Origin of the sequence: Actinocrinis sp. (genome assembly GCF_035653575.1) — a bacterium.
Taxonomy (GTDB): Bacteria; Actinomycetota; Actinomycetes; order Streptomycetales; family Catenulisporaceae; genus Actinocrinis.
Genome location: NZ_DASRBQ010000008.1, coordinates 30,981 through 54,695 on the forward strand (window position 1 = coordinate 30,981; position 23,715 = coordinate 54,695).

Consider the following 23,715-nt stretch of genomic DNA (forward strand, 5'->3'; position numbering starts at 1 on the left):
CGGCTCGGCGATCGGTCAGAGTACCCGCTGTCCCTTCCCCAGCGCGACGATTCCGTTCGCGGAGACGTGATACAGCTCCTTGTCACGCTCCCGGTTGACGCCGACCGTGGCGCCGGGCGGCACGACGATGTTCTTGTCCAGCACCGCGCGCCGCACGACCGCGCCACGCCCGATGCGCACGTTGTCATGCAGGATCGAGCCCTGCACCACCGCGCCTTCCTCGATGATGACGCCGGGCGAGAGCACCGACTGGGTGACCTGCCCGCTGATGATGCAGCCCGGCGCGACCATCGACTCGCTCGCGATGCCGCCGGCCACGAACTTCGCGGGCGGCAACTGCAGGGTGTGGGTGTAGATCGGCCACTCCCGGTTGTAGAGGTTGAAGACCGGGTGGATCGAGATCAGGTCCGTGTGCGCCTCGTAGTACGCGTCGAGGGTCCCCACATCCCGCCAGTAGCCGTGGTCGCGTTCGGTTTCGCCGGGGACGTGGTTCTGGTCGAAGTCGTAGACCTGGACCTGGCCGGCCTCGGTGAGCATCGGCAGGATGCTGCCGCCCATGTCGTGCACCGAGCGGTCGTCGTCCGCGTCCCGGTCGAGCGCGTCGAGCAGCACCTTCGTGGTGAACACGTAGTTGCCCATCGAGGCGTACACGCGCTCCGGGTCGTCCGGCAGCCCCGGCGGGTCGGCCGGCTTCTCCAGGAAGCGCTCGACTCGCACGCCGTCAGAGGCCGGGGTGATGATGCCGAACGAGGGCGCCTCGACGCGTGGGATTCGGATGCCCGCGACGGTCGCGCCCGCGCCGCCCTCGATGTGCTGTTGCAGCATCTGGCGCGCGTCCATGCGGTACACGTGGTCGGCGCCGAACACCACGATGTAGTCGGGGTGCTCGTCGTGCACGAGGTTGAGCGACTGGTAGATCGCGTCGGCGCTGCCGAGGAACCAGCGCGGGCCGAGCCGCTGCTGCGCGGGCACGGGCGTGACGTAGTTGCCCAGCAGGTTCGACATCCGCCAGGTGGTGGTGATGTGCCGGTTCAGCGAGTGCGACTTGTACTGCGTCAGCACGCAGATGCGCATGATGTCCGCGTTCACGAGGTTGGACAGCACGAAGTCCACCAGCCGGTAGGTGCCGCCGAAGGGCACGGCCGGCTTGGCGCGGTCGGCGGTCAGCGGCATCAGCCGCTTGCCCTCGCCGCCCGCGAGCACGATTCCCAGCACCGAAGGTCCGCCGCGCATCCGCCGCCCCTTTGCTCCGTTGCCGCTAGTGCAGCAGGTCCACCACTACTTCCCCAGGATTTCCTCGTACACCGCCACCGTCCTGCGGGCAATGGCGTCCCAGCCGAACTCGCGTACCGCGCGCTCGCGTCCCGCCTCGCCCATCCGCGCGGCGACGTCCCGGTCCGCGATCACGCCGTTGAGCGCCTCGGCGAGCGCCGCCTCGAAGGCGGCCGGGTCCTTCTCGTCGTACGGGACCAGCAGCCCGGTGACCCAGTCCTGCACGACCTCGGGGATGCCGCCGACCGCCGACGCGACCACGGGTGCGCCGCAGGCCATGGCCTCGAGGTTGACGATGCCCAGCGGCTCGTACACCGACGGGCAGGCGAACACCGCCGCGTGGCTGAGCAGCTGGATCACCTCGGGGCGCGGCAGCATCTGCGGGATCCACAGCACCGCGTCGCGGGACTGCCGCAGCTCGTCGACCAGCTCGCGGAACTCTTGGTCGATCGCGGGCGTGTCCGGGGCGCCGGCGCACAGCACGAGCTGCGTTGCCGGATCGAGGGCGCGCGCGGCCCGCAGCAGGTGCGGGACGCCTTTCTGGCGCGTGATCCGTCCGACGAACAGCACGTACGGCCGCTCGGGGTCCACACCGTGCTTCGCGAGCGCGGCTTTGTCGGGATCGGGCCGGTAGAGCGCGGTGTCGATGCCGTTGTGCACGACGTGCACGCGCTGCGGATCCAGCCCGGGATAGCAGCTCAGGATGTCCGCGCGCATTCCGTTCGAAACGGCGATCACCGCGTCCGCGGCCTCGATGGCGGTGCGCTCGGCCCAGCTGGAGAGCGTGTAGCCGCCACCGAGTTGTTCGGCCTTCCACGGGCGCAGCGGCTCCAGCGAGTGCGCAGTCATCACGTGCGGGATGCCATAAAGGAGCTTGGCGAGGTGGCCGGCCATATTGGCATACCAGGTGTGCGAATGCACCAGGTCACGATCCGCGACGGCCGCCGCCATGGCGAGGTCGACCGACAGGCTGCGCAGCGCCTCGTTGGCTCCGGCCAGCGCCTCGGCCGCGGCGTGCCGCTGGACGCCCGGCTGCGGCTCTGTCGCCTTCTGACTCGCCCAGCAGTGCACGGACACGTCCGCCAGCGCCTGCAGTTCCCTGGCCAGGAACTCGACGTGAACGCCCGCGCCGCCGTACACGTCGGGCGGAAACTCCCTGGTCAGCAGGCCGACCTTCACGAGCGCCTCCTGGCACGTCACCGAGTACGGACGTTCATGTGCAGAACATAGCCCAGTATCAGGGCGTAGGCGAGCACGAGATCGCGAAGTACGCGCGGGACGCCGGGCCCTGATGGGCAAGCCGAAAACCGACCGCGACGAGACGGCGGCGGACCGTCATCTCGTCGTCAGCAGGTTGTCGACGAGTTCGCGTGGCAGGCCGTGCGTCTCGTGCAGGCTGCGGTAGTCCTCCTCGTTCAGACCGCCGCGGCGCAGCCTGCGGGAGACCTCTTGGCGGCCGCGTTCGAGTAGCCCCGAAAAGCGCCGCTCCTCGTCGCGCAGCACGTCGTACACGCGTCTGACGTCACCCGGTTGCCCGAAGCGTCCGAGCGTGTCCTCGACGAGAACCGGCGGCAGGTCCATCACCGTGCGGGAGGGGTCGTCGCGCCAGAGGGTTGTCAGCGTCCGGCGGATGAGCCGGCGCAGCACGTAGCCACGGCCGGTGTTCGAGGGCGTCACGCCGTCTCCGATCACGACGACGCTCGACCGCAAGTGGTCGATGACAAGCCGCGACGATCGCTCGTCCAGCGTCCAGAGCGGCGGAATCGTCGTGTTCCAGGGTTCGAACACGTCGCATTCGAACACCGACTCCTTGCGTTGCAGGATTGTGAGCAGCCGCTCCAGCCCCAGTCCGGTGTCGATGCTGGTCTGCGGAAGCGGCTCCAGGCTTCCGTCCTCGTGACGCCGGTAGCGCATCGAGACGTGGTTCCAGACCTCCACCCATCGAGGATCGACGGTCGGCGTACCGCTCGGCGGTCCGTCGCCGGTCCACACGAAGATCTCGGTGTCCGTGCCACAGGGGCCGACCGGGCCGTTGGACCACCAGTTGTCCTCGACGGTCGGCTCGACCGGCACGCCTAGCTCACTCCAGGTTCGCCAGTAGTCGGTGTCCGGGCCGACCTGCCCATCGCCGCCGAAGACGGTGACGTGCAGCCGGCCAGGGTCGATGCCATAGCCATCGCGCAGCAGCTCATAACCCCAGCGGATGCTCTGCACGCCGTCGTAGTCGCCGAGCGACCACGAGCCGAGCATCTGAAATACGGTCAGATGCGTGCGGTCGCCCACTTCGTCGAGGTCTGTGGTGCGCAGGCAGCGTTGTACGCCGACCAGGCGTCGGCCCAGCGGATGAGGGCGTCCGAGTAGATAAGGCGTGAGCGGGTGCATGCCGGAGGTCGTAAAGAGCACCGGATCGCCGGGCTCGGGCACGAGGGTGCTTTCGCCGACGAGGCCGTGACCGCGTTCGCGGAAGAAGTCGATGAAGGTGTTGACGGTCTGGCCGGAATCCATGGGAGTGGCTCCTTCGGTTCATGGCAACCGAAACGGAGCGACGGTGCGAGCAGCGGCTTCGAGGTCAGGGATCCAGAAAGCAGAAAAACACACCGGCGAGCCGATTCCGGTCGCCGGGGAGTAGGAGAGGCTGAGGTCAGGTCAGCCGACGGCAACCGACGAGCTGGTAGCTCGCGCGGCTGCGGCCGAACGGTTGAACGTGAGGACCTCCATGCCACGACCATAACCCGCGCGCGGGCCCGCGGGCACCTTCATTTCCGCTCGGCTCAGGACGGCAGCGCGATCCGAAGGCTGACGGCGCCGCGCAGGTCGAGCCAGGCCGCGTCGGGGCCGCGCACCAGCCGCAGGACCACCTGCTCGCAGTCCGGGCAGCGCGCGACGAGGCCGGGCTCCGGCCCGTAGACCCGAAGCCGCGCCACCGGTCCGGTGCTGCCGCAGCCGGAGCAGCGGCCCACCGCGGCGGTCACGTCGACCGCGAAAATCTCCGAGAGCGGCCCGGCCAGGGCGTTGCCGTCCTGGTACGCGTCGTCGTCGGGACGCGCGCTGTCGTCAGACGCCGCCTTATCAAACTCAGCCTTATCAAACTCAGCCTTATCAAACGCGGCCTGATCAAACTCAGCCATGTCAGCCTCCGCTCGGACCGAAGCGTTCGGTACGGATCGACGCGGGATCGTGCCCGAGTTCCACGAGCAGGTCGGCGGCGTGCTCCACGAACCCGGTGGGGCCGCACACGTAGACGGCGGGGGCGAAATCCGCCGGCCAGCCTGCCGCGGCGGCGTCTTCGGCGGTCAACCGTCCCGGCGGCCGCCGCCAGCCGTCCGGCGCCTTGCGCGTGTAAAGGAAGGTTGTGTCCAGCCCCGGATCGCCGTGCCACAGCTCGTCGAGGTACATCCGGTCTTCGGGCGTGCGCACGGAATACAGCAGCCGGAAGGGTACGCGGCTGCCGACGCTGCGCCGAGTGCGGATCATCGCCATCAGCGGGACCACCCCGGAACCGCCGGCCACCAGGAGCACCGGTTCGGTCTGCTCGGGCCGCCATACGAACCATCCGCCGACCGGGCCGCGCAGTTCGATCTGGTCGCCGACCGCCAGCTCCTCGGCCAGATACGGCGAGACCTCTCCGTCCGTCACCTGCTGGACTGTCAGCTCGACTCGATCGCCGCCGGATTCGGGCGCCGAGGCGATGGAGTAGCTGCGTTGGGTGCTGTATCCATCCTCGGCGGTCAAGCGCACGTCAACATGCTGACCGGGTAAGTGACCCGGCCAGCCGGGTACGGACAGCACGAGGGTGCGCGCCGCGGGCGTTTCCTCTCGGCGCTCGACCAGCGTCGCGGCCTGCCATCGCAGGCGCTGCCCTAGTCGCCCTGGTACCGCTGCTCGCGCCATGGGTCTCCGTACTCGTGGTAGCCGACGCTTTCCCAGAACCCGAGCTCGTCCTCAAGCGACAGTTGGATTCCGCGCACCCACTTGGCGGATTTCCACAAGTAGAGGTGCGGTACCAGCAGCCTGGCCGGGCCGCCGTGCTCGGGCGCGAGGTCTTCGCCGTCATAGCCGTAGGCGATCCAGGCCTTGCCGTCGAGCAGGTCCTCCAGCGGAAGGTTGGTCGTGTAGCCGCCGTAGGAGTGCACGAGGGCGAAGTCGGCGGCCGATTCGACATCCTCGAGCAGCAGGTCCAGCGAGACGCCCTGCCATTCGGTGTCGAACTTCGACCACTTGGTGACGCAGTGCAGGTCCACGGTCGGCCGCTCGGACGGGAGCGCGGTCAGCTGGGCCCAGTTCCAGGCGTGCCTGACCCCGGCCTCGGTGGTGATCGCGAACTCCCAGCGGTCCCGGCTGATCCGCGGGGTCGGCCCGGCCGAGAGCACCGGGAAGTCATGCGTCTCGTACTGCCCGGGCGGCAGCCTTCCGTCGTCGGAACGCTTCCGTCCGTGGAACCCGCGGGAGACGATCGCCATCCTGCTCAGCCCTCCATGCTCATGCCTCTCCGGAAGCCGCCCAGAGGTTGATGCCCGATTCAACCGCGTGCTTGTCGATGCGGTCCAGTTCCTCGTCGCTGAACTCCAGCCGGTCCAGCGCGCCGAGGTTGTCGTCGAGCTGCGCCACGCTGCTCGCGCCGATCAGCACCGAGGTCACCCGGGCGTCGCGAAGGGCCCAGGCCAGCGCCAGCTGCGCCAGCGACTGCCCGCGCTCGGCGGCGATCTCGTTGAGGGCGCGCACGTGCTGCAGGTTGCCCTCGCTCAGCAGCTCGGTGGACAGCGACGAGCCGCGGGAGGCGCGCGAGCCCTCTGGGATGCCGCCGAGGTACTTGTTCGTCAGCATGCCCTGCGCGAGCGGCGAGAACGCGATGCAGCCGACGCCCAGATCGCCGAGCGTGTCCAGCAGCCCGCGCTCGATCCACCGGTTGAGCATCGAATACGAGGGCTGATGGATCAGCAGCGGGGTGCCGAGCGAGCGCAGGATGTCCGCGGCCTGCCGGGTGCGCTCGGGGCTGTAGGAGGAGATGCCCGCGTAGAGCGCCTTTCCGGAGCGCACCGCGGCGTCGAGCGCGCCCATGGTCTCTTCCAGCGGCGTGTCCGGGTCGAATCGGTGGCTGTAGAAGATGTCGACGTAGTCCAGGCCCATCCGGGTCAGCGACTGGTCCAGGCTCGCCAGCAGGTACTTGCGCGAGCCGCCGCCCTGACCGTACGGCCCTGGCCACATGTCGTACCCGGCCTTGGTCGAGATGATCAGCTCGTCCCGGTACGGCCGGAAGTCCTGCGCGTACAGCGTGCCGAAGTTGGCCTCGGCGCTGCCGTACGGCGGGCCGTAGTTGTTCGCCAGGTCGAAGTGGGTGATCCCTCGGTCGAAGGCACGGCGCAGGATCGCGCGCTGCGTCTCGAGCGGCTGGGCGTCGCCGAAGTTGTGCCACAGCCCGAGTGAGATGGCGGGCAGGTCCAGCCCGGACCGGCCGCACCGCCGGAATACCGCGGCGTCGTAACGCTCACTAGCGGCGAGGTAACCCATCACAATCCTTCCTGCGGCCGCCCGGGGCGGCACTTCCCTGCGGCGGCGCGAACGCCTCGGCGACCTGCCCTCCCACCCTCTCCCGGCGTTGCGGGGCTGTCCAATAGAAGCTGCGGATGCGACCGATCACGGGCACGGCTCAATCAGCAGCTAGTGGATACTGGCGTCTCGAAACAGGAGGTTTGAGCATGCGGTTCGTGGCGATCGGGGACAGCTTCACCGAGGGGGTCGGCGACCTGCGGCCGGACGGCAGCCTGCGCGGCTGGGCGGATCTGGTCGCGTTAGGGCTCAGCGCGGCACTGGCCGAACGCGGCGAGCCGGTGGAATACGCCAACCTGGCCATCCGCGGGCGGCTGCTGCGGCCGATCGTCACCGACCAACTCGACGCCGCGCTGGCGCTGGAGCCCGCCGCCGACCTGCTGACGCTCAACGGCGGCGGCAACGACATGCTGCGGCCGGGGGTGCGGCTCGACGATCTGCTGGCGATGACCGAGCAGGCGATCCGGCGCTGCGTCGAGGCGGGTGTGCGGCCGGTCCTGCTCAGCGGGGCAGACCCGACTGCGCAGCTGCCGCTGGGCCGCATGGTCCACCGCCGCGCGGCGTACCTGACCGCCGGACTGGCCGAAGTGTGCGCTCGTCATGGAGTCACCCTGGTCAACTGCTTCGCCGACCAGGAGATCCGCAGTCCGCATTACTGGACGGTCGACCGGCTGCACCTGAACAGCCACGGGCACGAGCGCGTCGCCGGCCTCGTGCTGCACGCCCTCGGCTTCTCTTCGGTGCCCGCTGCGTCCGACGCGGCGCCTGCGCTACCGAGCGCGCGGCGGCTGGCGACCAATGCGCGTTACTACCGCGACCACGTCCTGCCGTGGATCAACCGGCGGCTGCGCGGCCGGTCCTCCGGCGACGACCGCGAGCCGAAGCACCCGACCTGGCACCTGGTCACTCCTCTGCCGTCTCAGCCTCCGTCGATGCGATAGGCACCACCGCGTCGTCAGTCTCGGAGTCCTGTAACTGGGAGAGCTGTGGCTCGGGTTCTTGAACCTCGGGGTCCGGCGCCTCAGGGTCCTGAACCTCGGACTCCGAACCCTCGCGGTCCTGAACCTCGGGCTCCGGCGCCTCTGAGCCCTGGACCTCGGGCTCCTGAATCTCCGGCTCCTGAACCTCGGTCTCCGGAACCTCGCGGTCCTGGACTTCGGAGTCCTCCTCATCCACTCGCCGCCGCCTCCACAACGCGGACGCGGCTGTCGTGAGTAGAACGCCTCCGACCACCGCCAGCAGCACGATGATCAGATTGCGTGTGTAGTCGAGCGGGGTGACGGTCGGGTTGGCGTTATGGCCCTTGCGCAGCACGTCGGGCAGGCCAACGATCAGGACCGAGCCGCCGATCAGCAGGATCGCGGCCAACGCCTGCCGCACCCGCGGGCCGGCGAGCCGGACGGTCACCGCACCGAGCACGAACACCGTCGGCGCGATGATCGCGTCATGCGCGAGCACGCCGCCGATCAGCCAGCGGCCGACCGGTGCGTTCGCCGCGAACGGGTGGCCGCGTAGCAGCGCCCTGAGTCCGATGCTCGCCACCCACACGCCGAACGCTCCCAGCGCGACCCGCGCCGCGAGCAGCGGGCTGATCGAGAGTGCGCCGGGCACAAGGCCTCGTTGCCTGATACGCATCTCAGAGCACCTCGATCCGTTGCACCCACTTGGTTTGCAGCACGCCGGGGCGTCCGGGCGCGATGATCCGTGCCGGATATCCGTGGTCGACGCTGAGCGGCTGCCCGCCGAGTCGCAGCGCCAGCAAGGTGAGCGGGTCGCGGGCGTATTCGCGCGGCATCGTGGTCGTCGCGTAGAAGCCAGCCTTCTCGAAGGAGACGATCCTGATGTCGGCCCCCGTCGGCGCCCCGGCACGGTCCAGCAGGTCGCGCAGCCGCACTCCGCTCCAGGTGCCGTTGACCGACCAGCCTTCCACACACGCGATCGGCAGCACGGCCTCGTACTGCGGCAGTCGGGCGAGCTGAGCCAGCGTCAGCTGGAACGGACGCGGACCGTCGACCTCCAGCTGCCAGCCGGGATCGAGCGCCGTAGTCTGCACGCCGGCCTGCGCCGCCGTCCGGTTGATCGGCACGCCCTGCGGCCCGACCGACGGATCGCGCGGCGCGAGCAGGTCGATGCCGCGCAGCCAGGTCACGGACTGGCCGACGGTGGTCAGCGTCACGACCCCTACCGCCGCACTCGTCGTGATGAGCAGTGAGCGGCGGCTGACGGTCCCGGGACGCGGCGCGAGGAAACGGGGCTTCGTCGACTCCGCCACTGACGGTTCAGCGACCGGCTCGCCGGCGGCGGCTACCGCCGGAGCCGCCTCGGCTGCCGGCTCGGACGGCGGTTGCGCGGCAGGCCGCCGATAACCCCGAGCGATAGCCGGCGCCTTGACGGCGATGTGCACGATCAACGCCCCAACCGTGATCCACGCGACCTGATAGTGCGTCGGCACGAATGCGAACGCCCACGGGTACCACTGGATGACGTTCAGCAGGCCCGTGACCAGCTGGAAGATCGCTCCGGCGACCAGCACCAGGATCGACAGCCGCTCCAGGCCGTGCCGGATCGAGGACAGCGGAGGCCAGCCGAACAACCGCGGGTACACCGTCCACAGCTTCGCCAGCAGCAGCGGGATCGCCGCCAGACCAGACGCGACGTGAAGTCCCTGCGTGAACCGGTAGATCCACACCGGCCGATCGGGGATCCAGGTCGGCGGGTGCCGCAGTTGCAGCTCATGGCTGATCAGCCCGGTGAGGAAAGCGGTCGTGAACGCGATGCCAAGCGCGGTACCGATCAGCGCCGCTGTGCGCTCGTCATGCAGGGAGCTGCGAAAAGCGCCCTCTCGCAGCGGCCCGCGCCGCAGCCACCCCGGCGGCGTCGGGAACGTGAGTCTGGCCATGCCTCAATCGAAGCCCGCGCGCACCCGGTTTCACCAGGACCAACGCCCTTACCGACCGCTTACGACGCCATTACCGAACCATGACGTTGCAGGCCGGTCGGAATAGTCCGCAGGTGATCCCGCGCCGGATCACTTCGGAAGCGCGGCCGCCCGCTCGAGGAGCAGGGTGCGTTCGGCGCCGTTCTGGGCGAGCGGCGCGGCGCGTTCGAGCTCTTCACGGGCCTCGTCATACCGGCCGAGCCGGTTGAGCAGATCGGCGCGCACGGCGGGCAGCAGGTGGTAGTCCTTGAGCACGTCGTTAGCGGCCAGTTCGTCGACGAGCGCGAGTCCGGCGGCCGGTCCGCGCGCCATGGCGACGGCGACCGCGCGGTTGAGCGCGACGACCGGAGTCGGTTGCACGATGATCAGAGCGTCGTAGAGCCCGGCGATGGTGGCCCAGTCCGTTTCCGCCGCGGTGATCGCACGAGCGTGTGACGCGGCGATCGCGGCTTGCAGCGCGTACGGTCCGGGAGCCTGGCGCCGCGCCTTCGCCGTGGCGTCGGCCTTGGCGAGCGCCGAGAACCCGCGCCGGATGAGCAGTTGGTTCCATCGGCCGCGGTCCTGGTCGGCCAGCAGCACCACGCCGCCCTTCGCTCCGGTTCGGGCCGCGACGCGCGAGGACTGGATCTCCAGCAGCGCGGTCAGGCCGTGTACTTCCGGCTCGGCCGGCATGAGGCCGGACAGGACTCGGGCCAACCGCAGCGCTTCCTCACACAATGCCGGACGCATCCAGTCGTCCCCGGCCGTAGCCGAATAACCCTCGTTGAAGATGAGGTAGACCACCTCAAGCACCGAAGTCAGCCGCTCGGCCAGTTGTGCACCGGCGGGGACCTCGAAGGGCACCTGCTTCTGCGCGAGCAAGCGCTTGGCGCGCACGATGCGCTGCGCGATCGTCGCCTCGGGAACGAGGTACGCCCTGCCGATGTCCGCCGTGCTCAGGCCGCCGAGCAGGCGCAGCGTCAGCGCCACGCGCGCCTGCGGGGCGAGCACCGGATGGCAGGCGGTGAACACCAGGCGCAGCAGGTCGTCCTCGATCGCGTCCGGCTCCGGCTCGTCGGCGCCGAGGTCCGCGCCGATCAGTTCGAGCTTGCGCGCGTACGTCTGATCGCGGCGGATGAGGTCGACGGCCCGGCGCTTGCCGACGGTCATCAGCCAGGCGCCGGGATTGCGCGGCACGCCCTCGCCGGGCCACTGCTCAAGCGCCGCGACCAGCGCGTCCTGGGCCAGATCCTCGGCCAGCGCGAGGTCGCCGACGGTGCGGGCCAGCCCCGCGATCAGCCGCGGCGCCTCGATGCGCCACACGGCTTCGACCGCACGCCTGGCCCGCTCGTCGGTTTGGTTCACGCCCCCATCTCACCGCCGCGGCGACGCCCGCGCAAAACACCGCGGGGCCGCGTCCGCGGACGGATCCAGGGCCGGAGCCGGGGACGGGGTTACGCCGGCTGCGGCGCCGAGGCTACGCCGCCTCCTGCACCTCGCGGATCTCCAGGGCGATCTCCCACTGGTCGCCGTGAATGGCCAGGAACCGCTTCCCCCACTCGATCGCCTCCTCCTTCGACCGGCACTGCGTCAGCGCGTAGCCGCCGACGAATTCCTTGGCCTCGGTGAACGGCCCGTCGATCACGGTCAGCTTCCCGCCGGAAAGCTGCACCCGGGTCGACTCGTCAAGCGGCGCCAGGCCCGCGGTGTCCAGCAGCACGCCGGCCTTCGTCATCTCCTCGATCAGCTTGCCCATCTCGGTCATCAGCTCTTCGCTGGGGCCGCCCTCGGGCACGCCGGCAGGGTCGATCTTGATCAGGGACATGTAACGCATGGTGGTTCCTTCCGTTTCCGGTTCGCTCAGCATTCGGGTTCCGGGCGCCTGGCGCCCTTTCCATCTAGGCGTCGATCGGGACAGGCCGCACTTCGACATCGGCTTCAAGATTTTTTCGGCCGCCCCGGGCTCGCCCGATCCCGTATGCTGGATGCGTGGCCTCGGTAGTCGTGACGTACCGATTTACCGGCCCCTGGTCCCGTCCGGGAACCGCAGGGGTCGCGCTTCGCCACGTCTCGGCCGCCTTAGGCCGCTAGCGACTTCCACCGGGTTCGGCCCGACGGACCAGGGGTTTCCCCGACCGTTCGCCAACCCGACAGGAAGTCCCCTCATGAACCCCTTGCTTTCGCAGTCCTCGCTCTCCGCGGACCAACTCGCGCGCGATCTGACGATCCGTGACCTGTCCGACCCGGCCGAGGGTCCGCACGCCATCCAGCTCGTGCTCGACCGTGCGGTACGCGCCCTCGCCGATGCGTGGGGCTGTGGGGTTCGCTGGTGTCGCGGCGACCGCGTCGTGCCGATCACCGACAACTACGACGCCCTCGGCTACGACCCGAGCGACGTAACGCGCGACGCCCGGTACACGCGCTACGTCGACGAACATCGAATGCTGCGTAGCCACTCAAGCGCACTCGTCCCGTCGGCGTTACGCGCGCTGGCCGCCGACCCCGCCGACGACGTACTTCTCGTGTGCCCTGGCATCGTGTATCGACGCGATTCGATCGACCGGCTGCACACGGGCACGCCGCACCAGGTCGACCTGTGGCGTATCACCCGCCGCACACCGCGCCTCGGCGACGCTGACCTGCGCGAAATGGTCGAGCTGATCCTCAATGCCCTACTCCCCGGAGCCGAGCATCGTCTCGAATCGCGTGTGCATCCTTATACGCTCAACGGCCAGCAGGCGGATGTGCTCGTCGACGGCGAATGGATCGAGGTTGGCGAGGGCGGTCTCGCGCATCCCGACGTCCTCGCCCGCGCCGGGCTCGACGGTTCGTACTCGGGTCTCGCCCTCGGCCCGGGACTCGACAGGCTGCTGATGCTGGTGAAGGGCGTGCCGGACATCCGGCTGCTGCGCGCGACCGATCCGCGGATCGCCGGGCAGATGCTCGACCTTGAGCCGTACCGTGCCGTCTCCGCGATGCCGCCGATCCGCCGCGACCTTTCCGTCGCCGTGGACGAAGGCGACACCGCCGAGGACCTGGGCGACCGGATCCGCGACGCCCTCGGCTCTGACGCCGCGAAGGTCGAGTCGGTGCAGATCCTCTCGCGCACGCCGCTCGCCGCGCTGCCGGTGGCCGCCCGCGAGCGGTTGGGTGCACGCGAAGACCAGGACAACGTGCTGGTTCGCGTCGTGCTGCGGGATCTGGAGCGCACGCTGACCGACCACGATGCGAACGTGCTGCGTGACCGCGTCTACGCGGCCGTACATCGCGGCACGGTTCATCAGTGGGCCGCGAAGCCACAAGCCCCCGGCTCGCTGACACGGCGCGGCTGGTAGTCCGGGGCCATCAACCCGGGGCCGTCAACTCAACCTGACCGCTATTTGCCGCTGACCAGCAAAGATAACGATCCCATCACTCACTCCGTTCTCATGCTCGCCTCATCCCCTGGTCAAGAGGAGGCCGGAGAGTCGTCGCGACCATCGCTTCGACCCACCGAGCCTCGAGGACGCTTGATGTTCTTCACCTACCTGACCAGGGAGCTGCGCAGACGAGGGCGGCAGGCGTTCGTGATCGCGCTCGGCCTGGCCCTGGGCATCGGCCTGACGATCACGGTGACTGCCGCCTCGGCCGGCGTCAACGCGGCGCAGAAGACCGTGCTGCACTCGCTTTACGGCGTCGGCACCGACATGACCGTGACCAGCGCCGCCGCCGCGAACAACAGCCAGCGCTCGTTCAGCTTCCGCGGCCCGGACGCCGGCTCGACGACGGGCACCAAGTCGTCGACCACGACCTCGGACAACCTCACCCTCTCCCCCGGCACCACCGCGATCACCGCGGCCACGCTCGCCAAGATCAAGAACGTGTCCGGGGTGTCCACGGCGGTCGGCTCGCTGGCGCTCAACGACTTCAACATCAGCACCACGGTCACCCAGCAGGTCACCCAGCAGCCGAGCACCAACTCCGGCGGAAACGGCGAACGCGGGGGCGGCGGCTCGAACGGCGGCCCGGCGTTCGGCGGACCGGCCGCGGGCGGCGGCAACTTCAACGTCACCTCGGTCACCGGCGTGGACACCTCGAACCTGACGGTGGGCCCGACCTCCACGCTCACGCTCGCCTCCGGCCGGATGCTCACGGCCGCGGACGCCAAGTCGTACGTCGCGGTGCTCACCCAGTCGTACGCCTCCTCCAAGAGCCTCAAGCTCGGCGGCACGATCACCCTCGGCGGCAAGAGCTTCAAGATCGTCGGCCTGGTCTCCGGCTCGACGTCGAGCAACGTGTACATCCCGCTCGGCATCGCGCAGACGCTTTCCAGCCAGACCGGAGCGGTGACGACGATTTACGTCAAGGCCGGCAACTCGACGCAGATCGACGCGGTCGCCGCCGCGATCAAGAAGGCCGACTCCACCGCGACCGTGACCACCTCGGCCGACCTGGCCAAGTCGGTCACCGGCTCGATCTCCTCGGCCGCCTCCCTCGCCAACAACCTGGGCCGGTGGCTCTCGATCGCGGTGCTGATCGCGGCGTTCGCGGTCGCCGCGCTGTTCACCATGTCGGCGGTGGGCCGGCGGGTGCGCGAGTTCGGCACCCTCAAGGCGCTGGGCTGGACCTCGCGCCGGGTGGTGCGCCAGGTGATGGGCGAGGCGATCGTCACCGGCCTGATCGGCGGCGCCCTGGGCATCGGCCTCGGCTTCGCGGCGGCCTTCGCGATCGACAAGGTGGCGCCGAGCCTGACCGCGTCCACCGGCGGCATCACCAACCCGACCGGCAACGGCCTGCCGAACGGCGGACCCGGCGGCGCGGGCGGTGGCGGCGGCGGGTTCCGTCAGGCCGCGTCCCAGTCCGTCACCGTGCACCTCTCCGCACCCGTGGCCTTCAACGTGCTGCTGCTCGCGGTGGCCCTCGCCGTGCTCGGCGGCCTGATCGCCGGCGGCTTCGGCGGCTGGCGCGCCTCCTCGCTGCGCCCGGCCGACGCCCTGCGCAAGGTCGCCTGACCCCATCCGAGAAAGAGACCCCGACAATGTATGAAATCAGCGACCTGACCAAGCAGTACAAGCGCGGCAAGGAGACCATCAACGCCCTCAACGGCGTAAACGTCTTGATCCCGGACGGCGACATGCTCGCCATCCAAGGCCCCACCGGACACGGCAAGTCCACCCTGCTCCAACTGCTCGGCGGGCTCGACCGCCCCACGTCCGGCAGCCTGCTCTTCGACGGCCGGGACATGGCCAAGCTCAACGAGATGCAGCTGACCAAGCTGCGCGCGCAGAACTTCGGCTACATCTTCCAGTCCTTCAACCTCATCCCGACCCTCACCGCCCAGGAAAACGTCGAGACCGCGCTGGTCCCGCTGAAGATCTCCGCGGCCGAGCGCAAGGAGCGCGCCGCCCGCGCCCTGACCGAGGTGGGCCTGGGCGACCGGGCCGGGCACCTGCAGGGCGAGCTGTCCGGCGGGCAGCAGCAGCGCGTCGCCATCGCCCGCGCGCTGGTCAAGGAACCCAAGGTGATCATGGCCGACGAGCCCACCGGGAACCTGGACGAGTACACCCGCGACGAGATCTTCGCGCTGTTGGAGAAGCTCTGGCGGGAGCGCAACCTGACCGTGATCATGGTCACCCACGACTCGGCGATCGCGAACCGGGTCCCCCGGTTGGCCCAGATCAAGAACGGCAAGCTGACCATCAAGCGCGAGGCGCCGTCTTCCGTCACCTCCTGACCCGGCGGCGATCGCGGCCTCGGCCGGGACGGGCTCTCACAGCCTGTCCCGGCCGTTTCGCGTTCGCCCCCGTCCCCCTCGCCCACTCCCCCGTCCCCTCCCCGCCCAGGTATTTGTCCACGTCACATCCTTCTCTCACAGCTTTCTCATGAGAGATTGCGAGGGTGGGGACAACGACGCGGGCGCTGCGCCAAAGACGCAGTTCCACGGAAAGCGCCTAACCTACCCACCGGAACAAGCCCCTGGAGCAGACATGTCCACGAACGAGCCGAACAGCCGGATCCTGGTTGTGGACGACGAACCCGCGGTGCGCGAGGCACTACGCGCGGGCCTGGAGTTCGAGGGGTACGAGGTCACCGTGGCCGCTGACGGGCTCGGCGCGCTCGAGGCGATCGCCAAACAGGTCCCGGACGCGATCGTGCTGGACGTGATGATGCCGCGGATGGACGGGCTCACCGTCCTGCGCCGGCTCCGCTCATTCAATGCCGCGCTGCCTGTGCTGCTGTTGACCGCGCGTGACACCGTCGGCGACCGCGTTACCGGACTGGATGTCGGCGCGGACGACTACCTCGCCAAGCCCTTCGACCTCGACGAGCTGTACGCACGGCTGCGTGCGTTACTTCGCCGCGGCGCGCTGTTGGCCGAGGCGTCGCAGCCGGCGATCGCTGACGAGGAGGTGCTCTCGTACGCGGACCTGCGTATGGACGTGCTGACGCGAGAGGTCACGCGCGGCGAGCGCAGTATCGAGCTGACTCGCACCGAGTTCAACCTGCTGGAGATGTTCCTGCGGCATCCCCGCCAGGTGCTGGCCCGCGACCAGCTGCTCTCGTCGATCTGGGGCTTCGACTTCGGTCCGACGTCTAACTCGCTCGACGTGTACGTGATGTACCTGCGCCGAAAGACCGAGTCCGGCGGCGAATCGCGGCTGCTGCACACCGTGCGCGGTGTCGGCTACGTCCTGCGCGCCGACAGCACCGCCGCCGCCGTCAACAGTTCCGGCGCGCCGGGCGGCACCCCATGACCCACCGGCACGCGCGCGGCTTCTTGCGCGGTCTCTCGCTGCGCGGCCGCTTCGCTCTGCTCTCCGCCGTCGCGGTTTCGGTGGCCATCATCGTCGCCGCCCTGGCCTCCTATTTCCTTGTCTCCGAGCAGCTGAACAACCAGGTCAACCAGAACGTGAGCAAGATACACCCGCTCGGGGGACGCTTCTCGGCCACTGGTGTCGCCGCCTACGACCAGTGCCTCCAGCAATCTCAGTACTCGACCGGCCTACCACCGGGCGGCAATCCGGACCCCGGACCCGGTGGCCCCGCCAATCCGTTCAACCAGCAATACGTCTTGGCCAGCGGCAAGACCTGCGCGACCGGGGACCTCGCAGTGAGCGTCTCGGAGACCCAGAAGGCCATCGCGGCGGGAACACTCGAGGCGCCACAGCTGCAGGGAGTGTTCTACGACACCTACTCCCTCAAAGGCGAGCATGTACGAGTTTACACATACACCTACGGTGATGGCGTGGCCATCTCCAACATCGCCACGCTGAGCGATGTCGACTCCTCCCTCAGCAAGCTCACCCTCTGGCTCGCGGTCGCCGCGGTCAGCGGAGTCGCGCTGGCGACCATGGCAGGGCTCCTCGTCGCGCGATCCGCGGTCAAACCGGTGCGCAGGCTCACCCGCGCAGTCGAGCACGTGGCCAAGACCGAGGACCTGTCGATCAAACTGCCGGTCGAGGGAAGGGACGAGATCAACCGGCTCAGCGCGGCGTTCAACAAGATGACCAAGGCGCTGGCCACCTCGCGCGTGCGACAGCACCAGCTGATCGCCGACGCGGGCCACGAACTGCGCACGCCGCTCACCTCGCTGCGCACCAACGTCGACCTCTTACTCCGCAGCGAGCGCACCGGCCGCGAACTGCCCCCCGGACGCCGCGAGACGATGCTGGCAAGCGTCGACCAGCAGCTCCATGAGCTGTCCGGCCTGGTGACGGACCTGCTCGAGCTTTCCCGCGGCCAAGAGGGCGGCGCGCGCCGCACGATGCGCGTCGCGCTGCACGAAAGCGTCGGGCGGGCAATCGAGCGGGCGAAGCTGCGCGGCCCCGGCCTGTACTTCGACATCGAGGTCGAACCCTGGTACGTCCAAGGCGACCCGACGGCCCTGGACCGTGCTGTGGTCAACCTGCTGGACAACGCGGTCAAGTTCTCCCCGGCCGGCGGCACGGTCATGGTCCGGCTCAAGGGCGGCGAGTACGCCGTCGTCGACCAGGGCCCCGGCATCGACCCCGCCGACCTGCCCCACGTCTTCGAGCGGTTCTGGCGCTCAGACAGCGCCCGCTCGCTGCCCGGCTCCGGCCTCGGCCTCGCGATCGTCTCGCAGGTGGCTGAGGAGTCTGGCGGCAAGGTCAGCCTCCAGCCCGCGCCCGGCGGCGGCACCGTGGCCCGGCTCTGGCTCCCCGGCGATCCGGGCGCAGCATAGGCCAATCCCGACTCGGCGGATGTCGGACTCCCGCCCCCACGTCGGTACCGCCGGTTTCGCAGCCCTCGACGGAAGGTATCTCCTGAAGGGGCCGCCGACGATGGCCTGGGGAGGACAAAATGGGGGAGTCGCCAGCCACGGGATCACAAGCGGCCGACGATGTTCACACCTCGATCCCGGTGCTTGAGATCTACAAACTCGCAGTGGAGATGGTTGACCGGATCTCCGCACGCCGTGGCACGGCGAACGCGTTCTTCCTCAGCACTCAGACAGCGCTGGTCACGGTGGTTGGACTAGGTACGCCGAATCTGCGGCACATCCCGTGGTGGACGAGCGGGGTGATCGCGCTGGCCGGAATTTCGCTCTCGTTGGCCTGGTGGGTGCAGCTGCGCCGCTATCGGGCGGTCAGTCAGGCAAAGTTCGATGTGATCATCAGGATGGAGTCACTGCTTCCGCTCAGCCCCTATCGGGATGAGCAGATCGCGCTGGAATCAAGCCGGCCAAACCGGTGGGGCGCCAACGAACTCGGCGCAGTCGAGCGGCGGATCCCGTGGATCTTCGCCGTACTGCACATATTGGTGCTTATCGGCCGTGTGATTACGTAAGCCGATTATCTGTCTTTTTCCGGGTAACCCTGCGCATTGTGGCGTTCCACTCCGGCGACAGACCTCTTCGACTAAGCTGCCGCACGCGGATGACAGAATCCGCGTGACGCAGCATGCTGCGAAGGGGACTGACGTTAGAAGGAACCACCGGGCTGGAGGCACAATCGGTGGGACGGTTGGTGGAGACGCCTGACGGAAGGCGTCTGGCAGTCGACTGGTGGGGACCGGTCGACGGCTACCCCGTGTTCTTGCTGCACGGCACGCCAGGAAGCCGGCAGGGTCCACGGCCGCGGACCAGAGATCTGCACCTGCTCGGCTTGCGATTGATCGCTTATGATCGCCCTGGATACGGCGGCTCGACCCGATACCCGGACCGGCAGGTGATACACGCCGCCGCCGACGTAGACGCGATCGCGCGAGAGCTCGGTATCGGGCAATTCTCCGTGGTGGGCCGCTCCGGCGGCGGGCCTCACGCGCTGGCGTGCGCCGCGCGGCTGCCGGATAAGGTGGCCAGCGCCGCGGTGCTGGTGAGTCTGGCCCCGTTCGACGCCAAAGGCCTGAATTGGTTCGACGGCATGACCGCGTCCAATATCGAGGCGTATCAGCAGGCGAAGGCCCGCGGAGGCGACCTCAGGGGCCTGCGTGACCGGTTCTGGGACCGAGGCAAGGCCATCAGCGGCGATCCCGGCCAGATGATCGCTTCGCTCTCTCCGGAGTTGTCTGTGCCAGACCGCCGGATCGTCATGGAGATAGGCGTCAGCCGGATGTTGGTGGACAACTTCCGTGGAGCCTTCACTTCGGCCGATGACCATCATCGCGCCCGGGACGAATGGACGACTCCCGTCGACGCCGACGACGAGGAGAGTGCGGCGTACGGCTCAGAGGGCTGGTTCGACGACGTGGTCTCGTTCACTCGGCCGTGGGGCTTCGACGTGGAGGACATCGAGACCCCGGTGCTGCTCTGGCACGGGGAATTGGATCGATTCTCGCCGGTGGGCCACTTCCACTGGCTGGCGGAGCATCTGCGCAACTGTACGCCCATGATGGCTCCGGGCAGCGCTCATTTCGGGGCGGTCCAAGCGCTGCCCCGCGTGTTGCGCTGGCTCGTAGACGAGACACGCGAGGCAGCGCCAACGCGATCTTGACGGCGCTCAGCCCGGCATCGGATCCAGCTCTCTGTCGATACGCCGCCACTCGCTCAGTGCCACAGTGTTCGGGTGCGTCTCACCGCGTAGCGCGGCGAGCGTGCCCAGCAACTTTCCGCGCCTTTCTTGCGCCTCTTCCAGACGGCCAAGGTCATGCAGGGTGACGGCTAGGTTCGCGTCGCACGCGAGTAGATCGGGATGTTGCTCTCGCTCCGACGCGCTCGGAACAGCCTCGAGAAGTTCTACGAGGTTGTGTCGGGTTTCCTGGAGCAGGGCTTGCGCCGCCGCGTGTTCCCCGCAGTCCGCTAACACGTTCGCGACGTTGATCGCGCACGCTGCCGAGAACAGGTGCACTGCGCCGAGCACCGCCTTGAACCGCCGTAGCGTGTCCTCGCCGAGCTCCCTCGCCTCGCCGAACCGGCCGAGCCTGCGCAAGTAGACCATCACATTGTTCGCGCTGACCAATGTGTCCGGGTGATCGGCCGACAGGGCCGCCTCGTACTTGTCTCGGACCGACTCGGCCAGCGCGAGCGCCTCCACCGTGCGGTCACGCGCTGCCAGGTCGCTCGCCACATTCAGGGCGAAGCTGAGCCTGGGCACAGCGGTCACTTCCTCCGGCCGGCCCAGCATGGTCGTGAGCTCCGCGATCAACGCAGAAGACTCCTCCCGCGAACCCGCCTTGCGCAGGCCGATGGCAAGCGCCTTCGCCGCATCCTGAGTCAGCGGGTTCTCCACTCCCAGCACCTTGCGGCAATCAGCGTACGTCCGTCTGAGCAACTCCAGCGACGCGGTCCGATCCCCGCAGTCACGCAAGTCCCGCGCCAGGTTGATGGCGGAGAAGAACGAGAACGGGTGCGACTCGCCGAGTACCCGCAATCGCTCGGCGAGCGTTCGCTCGTCGACTTCGAGAGCTTCGAAACACCGGCCGACTGCGCGCAGCGACACCGCGTAGTTGTTGGCGGCCACCAGGGTGCGCGGATGGTCGTTGCCGAACAGCCCCACGAAGGAGTCATACGTCCGCCGGTCCAGTTCGAGCGCCTCCTGGAACCGCCCGAGCGCACGGTAGTCGCCGGCGAGTCCGCCCGCGGTCATGAGCGTGGCGATGTGGTCCTCGCCGATATCGGGATGAGCCAACTGGCGGCGGTAGACGTCTTCGTCGATCTCGAGCGCCTCGCGGGTCTCGCCGTTGAAGCGCAGCGCTACCGCCAGCTCGAAGCCCATGCTCAGATTGCGCGGGTCGTCTGGTCCGATCGACGGATTCCCATTCCACGTCGCGATCGTTTCCCGGGCGAGTGCGATCGCCTGCTTTAGTTCACCGCGGAAGCGCAGATAACGCACACGGTCGACGTAGAGCTGGCGCACTTCGCCATTGCCGGCGATCGCGTTCGACGGGAAGACGTGCGGCCAGATCTGCCCGTACCAGTCCCAGTTCGCAGGATTGTCGACGTCGCCTTGCGTCGGTCGTGCCCATGCGAGGATCGCGTGGACCTGGCGGCGCAGGGTCATCTCCTCGTCTTCTGCGATCTCCTCGCGCACGACCTGTTGGATGAGTCGGTGGACCTGCAGAGCGTTCAAATCACCGCGATAGACCTTGGCGAGCGCGTAGCGTCCCAGTTCCTGGATATATCGGCCGATCATCATCTTGTTATCACGCAGGCGGCTCTCGACCGGCAGCAGCGCCTCGATCATCGCGTCGCTGTAGACGAGATCAAGGGCGATCGGTTCCGGTCCGAAGTACGCCAGCAGCTGCAGCAGGCGCGCCGCGGCGGGCAGGTTGCGCCGGATCTCGGCGATGGCGACCCGCCAGGTGGCCACGACTGAACCCTCGTAGTTGGGTGCCCGGCCCGCCTCAAGGGTGCGGCTCAGCTCGGTACGCAACCGTTCGATATAGCTCTCCACGCTCATGCCTGTCTCGTCGAGCCAGGCCGCCGCGAGCTCGATGGCGAGAGGCAGGTCGCCGAGCGTCTCCGCCACGGCGCGCGCGTCTTCTTCCGTCAGACCGGAGACGCGCCGCATCAGATGCTCGACGCTCTCCTCACGCGAGAAGACGTCAACTTCGAGCGAGCCGAACGAACCCTCGCGCTTCCACGCGGAGTTGCGCGAGGTGATCAGGACGTGGCCGGTGCCACGCCGTGGAATCAGCGGCTTCACCGTGCTCGGGTCTTCGGCGTTGTCGAAGATCAGCAGCCAGCGCGTCGAAGGGACTCCGGCGGCGAGCGCCTCGCGCGCCGCCTCGGCGGCCGCGTTGATGTTGTCGGCGGAGCGTAGCCCTAACGCCTCGCCGAGGTGGGCGAGGTCCTCGTTCGCGATGTTCCGCTGCTCGGCGCGGATCCACCAGACCACGTCGTAGTCGTACTGGGCCCGGTGCGCGTACTCGAGCACGAGTGCGGTCTTGCCGACTCCGCCTAAACCGAACAGGGCCTGGGGCAACACCGCGGTGGCCGTGCCGGTGCCGAGCTGCCGGCGGAGCTTGACCAGCTCCTCGTCCCTGCCGGTGAAAGCGGCCAGCCGGTTCGGGACGCGCCAGACGGCCGGCTTCGAAAGCGGATACCGGACGCGCTCGCCGGCATCCGCGGCTTTGGCCAGAGCCTGCTCCACGGTCAGCTGCGAGCTGAAGGCGCGCAGTATGGCGGCCACAGCGGCCGTCTCGTCCAGGGCCGCCACGCTCACGACATGGCGCTGGCGGAATAGATCGCCCAGCTCAGCCTCGTCGACGCGGACAGGGATCAGCCGGCCGGATTGGGTCGAGCTGCGGCCGTAGTCGTAATTCCACACCGCGCGGGCTACCGAAGAAGCCTGGTAGGCGCCTGACACCACGGCAACCGTAAATGCCGCGGCCTGCATCCGATCGGCGACCTCTGCCTCAAGTGGCCTGCCCGCATTCGCCTCCGGTTCTTCGGCAGCCACCTCGTAGCCGAGCCCGCGCAGCAACCAGCCGAGCCAGGCGACCCAGTTCGCGTCCGACGGCAGACCGCTAATATAGACGTCCGACGGTTGTACAGGCCGCGACCGCCGATACGCTTCTCGGTGGCGCGCCCTGACGGCTTCACTGATCGGCTGCATGCCGGTGACTGTGCCGTTTGTGATCAGACCCGTGAGGCGTTTGCACGCCGCAAGCACGGAGCCGGGATCACCGGGGTCGTCCTCGAAGACGGCAAGCAGCTCCTCATACGCATAAAGCGCCTTGTAGGGGATGCGCGCCTCGCTCCAGTACCTATCAGGATCGCGCGGCTCGATCTCTCGCACATATCGCGCGAAACGTGCGCGTGCAACGGCCAGGCCAACATCCCGGCGCTCTATCTCGGCATCCTCGATCCGCGTAACCACCGGAAGGATCCGGATGTTCGTGCGCAGCGAGTTGCTTCGGCGCATCTCCTCGACGTGCTCGGCCAGTCCTGCGGCGCCTTCGATGTTCTGGTTACTGAGCGTGAAGCAGATCACCAGGTCGTCGGGCAGGTCCTTGGTGCAAATCGTCTCGAAGTCGCTCAGCCCGGTGCGACTGTCCAGCAGCACATAGTCGTATTCCTGCTTCAACTGCTTGCGCATCTCGTCGAGGAACTGACTGCCCGAGAGTTCGTCGTAGAACTTCTCCCAGTCCAGCGGGGTCAGGTTGGCGGAGAAGACCGGGTACTGGCGGGCAGCGGAGACGAAGTCCAGGCTGCCGCCCCCGTCGAAGTAGAAGTTCACCGGAATCGCATTGCGCGAGACGGAGGCGTACCGCGCCCACCAACTCTCCGGCTTCGCCTCCTCAGGGTTCGCCAATGCGCGCCCGGCATGGAAGCAGTACTCGTCAATCATGTTGATAACGCCGTCCCGGTCGGCAAGCCTGGCCGGGTCGAGGAGCGGGTGAAAGAAGCGGTGCAGGCCAGGCGCCTCGAGATCCCAGTCGATCATGAGCACCCGGTGTCCGTTGGATGCGAGGATCCACGCAACGTTCGCGAGCGCCATGGTGCGCCCCGTGCCTCCTTTGTACGAATAGAAGGTCACGATCCTGCCTTCGCGGCGGTCTCGCTCCTGAACCGTCACCGCTCGTCTCCGTTTCCCACG

Annotated in this window: 20 protein-coding genes; 8 read left to right on the plus strand and 12 right to left on the minus strand. The window is 68.4% G+C overall.

The window, feature by feature from the left end; translation table 11 throughout:
* Positions 1–15: 15 nt before the first annotated feature.
* From glgC to mgrA, 7 genes are all read right to left on the minus strand, one after another.
* Positions 16–1,233, minus strand: coding sequence for a glucose-1-phosphate adenylyltransferase (gene glgC / locus VFA06_RS01315; protein ID WP_324838470.1), 1,218 nt, complete (start codon positions 1,231–1,233; stop codon positions 16–18).
* 45 nt (positions 1,234–1,278) lie between these two features.
* Entirely contained in the window at positions 1,279–2,451 is a 1,173-nt protein-coding gene (gene glgA, locus VFA06_RS01320) for a glycogen synthase (protein ID WP_324838471.1), read from the minus strand.
* A gap of 156 nt (positions 2,452–2,607) precedes the next feature.
* Positions 2,608–3,777: an alanine--tRNA ligase-related protein gene (locus tag VFA06_RS01325; protein ID WP_324838472.1), complete on the minus strand. Its 1,170-nt coding sequence runs from the start codon at positions 3,775–3,777 to the stop codon at positions 2,608–2,610.
* Positions 3,778–4,043: 266 nt separating this feature from the next.
* Positions 4,044–4,280 (minus strand): DUF6510 family protein, encoded by a 237-nt coding sequence (locus VFA06_RS01330; protein WP_414639797.1) that lies wholly within the window; start codon positions 4,278–4,280, stop codon positions 4,044–4,046.
* Between the two features lie 121 nt (positions 4,281–4,401).
* On the minus strand, positions 4,402–5,163 hold the full coding sequence (locus VFA06_RS01335; protein ID WP_324838475.1) for a ferredoxin reductase: 762 nt from the start codon (positions 5,161–5,163) through the stop codon (positions 4,402–4,404).
* Positions 5,133–5,732, minus strand: coding sequence for a sulfite oxidase-like oxidoreductase (locus tag VFA06_RS01340; RefSeq protein WP_324838476.1), 600 nt, complete (start codon positions 5,730–5,732; stop codon positions 5,133–5,135). Before VFA06_RS01340 ends, VFA06_RS01335 begins: the two co-directional genes overlap by 31 nt.
* A 19-nt stretch (positions 5,733–5,751) precedes the next feature.
* The gene (mgrA, locus tag VFA06_RS01345) at positions 5,752–6,780 is read right to left on the minus strand and encodes an L-glyceraldehyde 3-phosphate reductase (RefSeq protein WP_324838477.1); all 1,029 of its coding nucleotides are present in this window, start codon (positions 6,778–6,780) and stop codon (positions 5,752–5,754) included.
* A gap of 188 nt (positions 6,781–6,968) precedes the next feature.
* Here mgrA and VFA06_RS01350 point away from each other — a divergent pair, with 188 nt between their 5' ends.
* The gene (locus VFA06_RS01350) at positions 6,969–7,760 is read left to right on the plus strand and encodes an SGNH/GDSL hydrolase family protein (protein WP_324838478.1); all 792 of its coding nucleotides are present in this window, start codon (positions 6,969–6,971) and stop codon (positions 7,758–7,760) included.
* Here the strand turns inward: VFA06_RS01350 and VFA06_RS01355 are convergent.
* The 4 genes from VFA06_RS01355 to VFA06_RS01370 form a co-directional block, all read right to left on the minus strand.
* Positions 7,723–8,454: a hypothetical protein gene (locus tag VFA06_RS01355; protein WP_324838479.1), complete on the minus strand. Its 732-nt coding sequence runs from the start codon at positions 8,452–8,454 to the stop codon at positions 7,723–7,725. The genes VFA06_RS01350 and VFA06_RS01355 overlap by 38 nt on opposite strands.
* Before the next feature lies 1 nt (position 8,455).
* Positions 8,456–9,718, minus strand: coding sequence for a molybdopterin-dependent oxidoreductase (locus VFA06_RS01360; RefSeq protein WP_324838481.1), 1,263 nt, complete (start codon positions 9,716–9,718; stop codon positions 8,456–8,458).
* Between the two features lie 129 nt (positions 9,719–9,847).
* Positions 9,848–11,101: an RNA polymerase sigma factor gene (locus VFA06_RS01365; RefSeq protein ID WP_324838482.1), complete on the minus strand. Its 1,254-nt coding sequence runs from the start codon at positions 11,099–11,101 to the stop codon at positions 9,848–9,850.
* Positions 11,102–11,213: 112 nt separating this feature from the next.
* Positions 11,214–11,570, minus strand: coding sequence for a YciI family protein (locus VFA06_RS01370; RefSeq protein ID WP_324838483.1), 357 nt, complete (start codon positions 11,568–11,570; stop codon positions 11,214–11,216).
* A 331-nt stretch (positions 11,571–11,901) separates the two neighbouring features.
* Between VFA06_RS01370 and VFA06_RS01375 the strand changes: the two genes are divergently transcribed.
* From VFA06_RS01375 to VFA06_RS01405, 7 genes are all read left to right on the plus strand, one after another.
* Entirely contained in the window at positions 11,902–13,071 is a 1,170-nt protein-coding gene (locus tag VFA06_RS01375) for a hypothetical protein (protein ID WP_324838484.1), read from the plus strand.
* Positions 13,072–13,248: 177 nt separating this feature from the next.
* Positions 13,249–14,727, plus strand: a complete 1,479-nt coding sequence (locus tag VFA06_RS01380; protein WP_324838485.1) for an ABC transporter permease — start codon at positions 13,249–13,251, stop codon at positions 14,725–14,727.
* Positions 14,728–14,753: 26 nt separating this feature from the next.
* Positions 14,754–15,449 carry an ABC transporter ATP-binding protein gene (locus VFA06_RS01385; protein WP_324838486.1) on the plus strand — a complete coding sequence of 232 codons (696 nt, stop codon included), beginning with the start codon at positions 14,754–14,756 and terminating at the stop codon, positions 15,447–15,449.
* A 253-nt stretch (positions 15,450–15,702) separates the two neighbouring features.
* Positions 15,703–16,470, plus strand: a complete 768-nt coding sequence (locus tag VFA06_RS01390) for a response regulator transcription factor (RefSeq protein ID WP_324838487.1) — start codon at positions 15,703–15,705, stop codon at positions 16,468–16,470.
* Complete coding sequence (locus VFA06_RS01395) at positions 16,467–17,918, plus strand: HAMP domain-containing sensor histidine kinase (RefSeq protein WP_324838488.1); 1,452 nt, start codon at positions 16,467–16,469, stop codon at positions 17,916–17,918. The genes VFA06_RS01390 and VFA06_RS01395 overlap by 4 nt, the downstream gene beginning before the upstream one ends.
* A 119-nt stretch (positions 17,919–18,037) precedes the next feature.
* Positions 18,038–18,523 (plus strand): RipA family octameric membrane protein, encoded by a 486-nt coding sequence (locus tag VFA06_RS01400; RefSeq protein WP_324838489.1) that lies wholly within the window; start codon positions 18,038–18,040, stop codon positions 18,521–18,523.
* Between the two features lie 179 nt (positions 18,524–18,702).
* Positions 18,703–19,668: an alpha/beta hydrolase gene (locus tag VFA06_RS01405; protein ID WP_324838490.1), complete on the plus strand. Its 966-nt coding sequence runs from the start codon at positions 18,703–18,705 to the stop codon at positions 19,666–19,668.
* Between the two features lie 6 nt (positions 19,669–19,674).
* Here VFA06_RS01405 and fxsT read toward each other — a convergent pair whose 3' ends face one another.
* Positions 19,675–23,694, minus strand: coding sequence for an FxSxx-COOH system tetratricopeptide repeat protein (gene fxsT / locus VFA06_RS01410; protein WP_324838491.1), 4,020 nt, complete (start codon positions 23,692–23,694; stop codon positions 19,675–19,677).
* Positions 23,695–23,715 lie beyond the last annotated feature (21 nt).

Excerpts from the sequence above, each read along its gene's own strand:
- VFA06_RS01350 (WP_324838478.1), top strand. The coding sequence starts at position 6,969 with ATGCGGTTCGTGGCGATCGGGGACAGCTTCACCGAGGGGGTCGGCGAC.
- glgC (WP_324838470.1), bottom strand. The coding sequence starts at position 1,233 with ATGCGCGGCGGACCTTCGGTGCTGGGAATCGTGCTCGCGGGCGGCGAG.
- VFA06_RS01325 (WP_324838472.1), bottom strand. The coding sequence starts at position 3,777 with ATGGATTCCGGCCAGACCGTCAACACCTTCATCGACTTCTTCCGCGAA.
- VFA06_RS01375 (WP_324838484.1), top strand. The coding sequence starts at position 11,902 with ATGAACCCCTTGCTTTCGCAGTCCTCGCTCTCCGCGGACCAACTCGCG.
- mgrA (WP_324838477.1), bottom strand. The coding sequence starts at position 6,780 with ATGGGTTACCTCGCCGCTAGTGAGCGTTACGACGCCGCGGTATTCCGG.
- VFA06_RS01355 (WP_324838479.1), bottom strand. The coding sequence starts at position 8,454 with ATGCGTATCAGGCAACGAGGCCTTGTGCCCGGCGCACTCTCGATCAGC.
- VFA06_RS01335 (WP_324838475.1), bottom strand. The coding sequence starts at position 5,163 with ATGGCGCGAGCAGCGGTACCAGGGCGACTAGGGCAGCGCCTGCGATGG.
- VFA06_RS01340 (WP_324838476.1), bottom strand. The coding sequence starts at position 5,732 with ATGGCGATCGTCTCCCGCGGGTTCCACGGACGGAAGCGTTCCGACGAC.
- VFA06_RS01360 (WP_324838481.1), bottom strand. The coding sequence starts at position 9,718 with ATGGCCAGACTCACGTTCCCGACGCCGCCGGGGTGGCTGCGGCGCGGG.
- VFA06_RS01395 (WP_324838488.1), top strand. The coding sequence starts at position 16,467 with ATGACCCACCGGCACGCGCGCGGCTTCTTGCGCGGTCTCTCGCTGCGC.
- VFA06_RS01370 (WP_324838483.1), bottom strand. The coding sequence starts at position 11,570 with ATGCGTTACATGTCCCTGATCAAGATCGACCCTGCCGGCGTGCCCGAG.
- VFA06_RS01400 (WP_324838489.1), top strand. The coding sequence starts at position 18,038 with ATGGGGGAGTCGCCAGCCACGGGATCACAAGCGGCCGACGATGTTCAC.
- VFA06_RS01390 (WP_324838487.1), top strand. The coding sequence starts at position 15,703 with ATGTCCACGAACGAGCCGAACAGCCGGATCCTGGTTGTGGACGACGAA.
- VFA06_RS01385 (WP_324838486.1), top strand. The coding sequence starts at position 14,754 with ATGTATGAAATCAGCGACCTGACCAAGCAGTACAAGCGCGGCAAGGAG.
- VFA06_RS01380 (WP_324838485.1), top strand. The coding sequence starts at position 13,249 with ATGTTCTTCACCTACCTGACCAGGGAGCTGCGCAGACGAGGGCGGCAG.